This is a genomic window from Kitasatospora sp. NPDC091257, assembly GCF_044757675.1.
Classification (GTDB): Bacteria; Actinomycetota; Actinomycetes; order Streptomycetales; family Streptomycetaceae; genus Kitasatospora; species Kitasatospora lactacystinica.
The window spans coordinates 1-3,260 of record NZ_JBIVVI010001046.1; the positions used below are offsets into that span (position 1 = coordinate 1).

Below are 3,260 nucleotides of genomic sequence, written 5' to 3' on the forward strand. Positions count from 1 at the left end.
GTCGCGTGCTGCTCATCGCCGTCTCCTGCCGCTCGGCCTGCGGGGTCGGTGCGCGCCCGGGGTCAAGTTTCCCGCTCCGCGACGGCCACCGCGTGCTCGACGGCGGAGAAGCCGTCCGGGGAGGGTGGCGATCCGGTCAGCCCCAGTACCCCGTGTGCACGGCGGTGGCCTCCTCGAAGAGGTGCGGGCCGGAGACCTCCACGGTGCCGCCGCCGGCTGCGAAGACCTGGCGGCAGGGCAGGTCGAGCACCGGCTCGTCCGGGTCCACTCCCGCGATGGCGTTCAGCTCGGTGGCGGCGAGCGCGTAGACGACCTTCCGGATGCCGCTCCAGTGGATCGCGCCGGCGCACATCGCGCACGGCTCGGTGCTGCTGTACAGGACGGTCGCGGAGAGCTGGTGCGGGGCCAGGGTGCGGCAGGCCTGGCGGACCAGGTTGGTCTCCGCGTGCGCCGTGACGTCGTGGTCGGTCAGCACGGTGTTCTCGGCCGTGAGCAGGACGCCTCCGGACGCGTCGGTCAGCAGCGCGCCGAAGGGGTGGTTGCCGTGGGCGCGGGCGGAGGCGGCGAGTTCGATGGCCGCGAGCAGGTGCGGGCGGGTGAGGTCGGTCATCGGCGTACTCCTCGAGGGCGGACCGGACGGGGTGACAGGGGCAGGGCCAGGGCGTACGGCGGACAAGGGCGGGGCGCAGAAGGGCGGATGGCGTCAGCCACCGTAGCCGCCCCCGTCCGGAGTGCGGATCTCGTCGGCGTCCTCGGCCGCCACCAGGCAGCGGATGCGTGACAGGAGGGCCGCGCGCACGACAACCGGCTCTGTCGGCCTCCACGGCCCGCCCCCGACGCCCCGGCGGGCGCTGCCGGTCGGACGGTCGCACCTGCGGTGCGTGCGGTGGCGGTGCGCGCGGTGGCGGTGCGTGCGGTGCGTGCGGTGCCACTACTTCGCCAGGAAGGCGAGCAGCGCCGCGTTGACCTCCTCGGCATGGGTCCAGAGCAGGCCGTGCGGCGCGCCCTCGACCTCCACGTACTCGGCGGAGGGCAGCGCCCGGTGGAAGGGGCGCCCGGTGCTGTCGATCGGCAGGATGCGGTCGGCGGTCCCGTGCAGGATCAGGGCCGGCACGTCGATGCGCGGGATGTCGGCCCGGAAGTCCGTGTACCAGGTGGACGGCGCCGCGGCGGCGGCGAAGAAGCCGCCGCTCGCCGCGACGTTCCAGCTGTTGCGGACGGCCTCCGCGCTGATCCTGCTCCCGAGGTTCTCGTCGAGGTTGTAGAAGTCCCGGTAGAAGGCGGTGTAGTAGGTGTAGCGGTCGGCCTTCACGGCGGCGACGATCCCGTCGAAGAAGTCCTTCGGACCGGCCCCCTCCGGGTTGTCGTCGGTCTTCAGCAGGCAGGGCTCCAGGGAGCCCAGGAAGGCGGCCTTGGCGATGCGGCCGGAGCCGTACCGGGACAGGTAGCGGGCGACCTCCCCGGTGCCCATCGAGAAGCCGACCAGCACGGCGTCCCGCAGGTCGAGGGTCTCCAGCACGGTGTGGAGGTCGGCGGCGAAGGTGTCGTAGTCGTAGCCGGTGGTGGGCTGGGAGGACTGTCCGAAGCCGCGCCGGTCGTAGGTGATCACCCGGTGGCCGGCGTCCAGCAGCGCGGCGCTCTGCCGCTCCCAGGAGTGCCCGTCGAGCGGGAACCCGTGGATGAGGACGACCGGCTGCCCGGAGCCGTGGTCCTCGTAGTAGAGGTCGATGGGGGTGGAGTTCTCCTGGCCGACGGTGATGTACGGCATGGTGTCCGGTGTTCCTCTCGTCATGGGGCCCGGACGATGACCACGGGGCAGGCGGCGTGCTGCGCGCAGTGGGTGCTCACCGAGCCGAGCAGGGTGCGGGTGAAGCCGCCGCGGCCGTGGCTGCCGACCACCAGCAGCTCGGCGCCCCGGGCCGCGTCCAGGAGGACGTCGGAGGGGTCGCCCATGACCATCGTCTGGCGGACCCGCACCCGGGAGTCCTCGCCGAGCACGGTGTGCAGTTCCTCGGCGAACCGCCGTTCGGCCAGCTCCCGGTCGAAGGTGCTGTCGACCACGGGCGCCGACCAGCCGAAGTGGCTGGGGGGTTCCCAGGCGCCGACCGCGTCCACCACGCCGCCGATCAGCGTGGCGTGCCGGGCCGCCCAGCGCAGCGCGGCGTACGACGACGGCGAGCCGTCGACGCCGACCACGACGCGGGGAGCGGAGTCGTTCGTGTTCATCTGCACCGTCCCTGGCCGGCCGTCCTGCGGATCGTCGCCCCCCGACCACGGTGCTGGCCGCCGGGCGGCGCCGCCACCACGGCCCGGCACCCGGGTGACGGCCGACGGCCGGGCGGGTACCGTCGGTGGCCGCCGAGCGCCCGTGACCGGGGCGCGGCCGTGGTGAGAGCGGGGGAGGACGGGCGCGCGAGGCCCACGTCGCCTCCTCCTACGTGACCGACCTGCTGGCGCGCTTCCCGGAACTCCTGGCGGACGAGCCGCAGGTCGAGTTCACCGACGTGGTGACGGCCTTCGCCCGGCTACCGCCCGCAGGGCCGCGTGGGCCCGGCACGGCCTCAGGCCCGGACGCCCAGCTGGGCCAGCAGGGTCGCGTTGTCCTCGATGTGCCAGTCCTCGGTGATCCGGTCGGTCCCGACGTGCTGGATGTCGATGGCGTTGAACTCGATGTTCTGGCCCTGCCCCCGCACGCCGTCGAAGGTGCCGGTGAAGTGGCCGCGGAAGACCAGTCGGGCGGTGATCCTGTCACCGCTGATCAGGAGGTCGGACAGCTCGCAGGTCAGGTCCGGCACCGCGGCGCGGAAGTTCGTCGAGGCGAAGGCCGGCCCGGCGGGGCCCTGCGGGCGGCCCGGCGGCAGCGTGTTGTCCCGGAACTGCGGGCTGATCGCCGCGTCCAGGTAGCGCTGCTGCCCGGTGTTCCAGAACGTGTACAACTGCTGGGCCAGGTGGACCTCCTGGGCGGCGCGCCGGGCGCCGATCGAGCGGTCCGCGGTGAGCGCCTTCGGCTGGACGAGGCCGGGCGAACGGTCGATCAGGCGCTGCGGCCAGTCGCGTGCGGAGTCGTGGTGGCCGCTGTCGTGGACGGGGGCGGCCGCGGCGGTGCCGCCCGCCAGGCCGGCCACCGCCGCGAGGACGGCGGCGGTACGGATCAGGGTGCGCGAGCGCATGGGAACAGCTCCTCGGTTCGGGGGGGCACGCCGGCGGTTCGGGGCGTGCGGGGGTGGTCGGCCGGTCGGAAGCCCGACCGGCCGGGGTGG

4 protein-coding genes are annotated in these 3,260 nt (G+C 74.0%); all 4 read right to left on the minus strand.

The genetic code is table 11. From position 1 onward, the window contains the following. Positions 1 to 136: 136 nt before the first annotated feature. On the minus strand, positions 137 to 610 hold the full coding sequence (locus ACIQOV_RS34060; RefSeq protein WP_380553917.1) for a nucleoside deaminase: 474 nt from the start codon (positions 608 to 610) through the stop codon (positions 137 to 139). A 321-nt stretch (positions 611 to 931) separates the two neighbouring features. Continuing rightward, complete coding sequence (locus ACIQOV_RS34065) at positions 932 to 1,768, minus strand: alpha/beta fold hydrolase (protein ID WP_401054659.1); 837 nt, start codon at positions 1,766 to 1,768, stop codon at positions 932 to 934. Positions 1,769 to 1,788: 20 nt separating this feature from the next. Then, positions 1,789 to 2,226 carry a universal stress protein gene (locus ACIQOV_RS34070; protein WP_401054660.1) on the minus strand — a complete coding sequence of 146 codons (438 nt, stop codon included), beginning with the start codon at positions 2,224 to 2,226 and terminating at the stop codon, positions 1,789 to 1,791. A gap of 335 nt (positions 2,227 to 2,561) precedes the next feature. Beyond that, entirely contained in the window at positions 2,562 to 3,170 is a 609-nt protein-coding gene (locus ACIQOV_RS34075; protein WP_401054661.1) for an ester cyclase, read from the minus strand. Between the last annotated feature and the right edge of the window lie 90 nt (positions 3,171 to 3,260).

Coding starts and splice junctions, on each gene's coding strand:
- ACIQOV_RS34060 (WP_380553917.1), bottom strand. CDS start 610: ATGACCGACCTCACCCGCCCGCACCTGCTCGCGGCCATCGAACTCGCC.
- ACIQOV_RS34065 (WP_401054659.1), bottom strand. CDS start 1,768: ATGCCGTACATCACCGTCGGCCAGGAGAACTCCACCCCCATCGACCTC.
- ACIQOV_RS34070 (WP_401054660.1), bottom strand. CDS start 2,226: ATGAACACGAACGACTCCGCTCCCCGCGTCGTGGTCGGCGTCGACGGC.
- ACIQOV_RS34075 (WP_401054661.1), bottom strand. CDS start 3,170: ATGCGCTCGCGCACCCTGATCCGTACCGCCGCCGTCCTCGCGGCGGTG.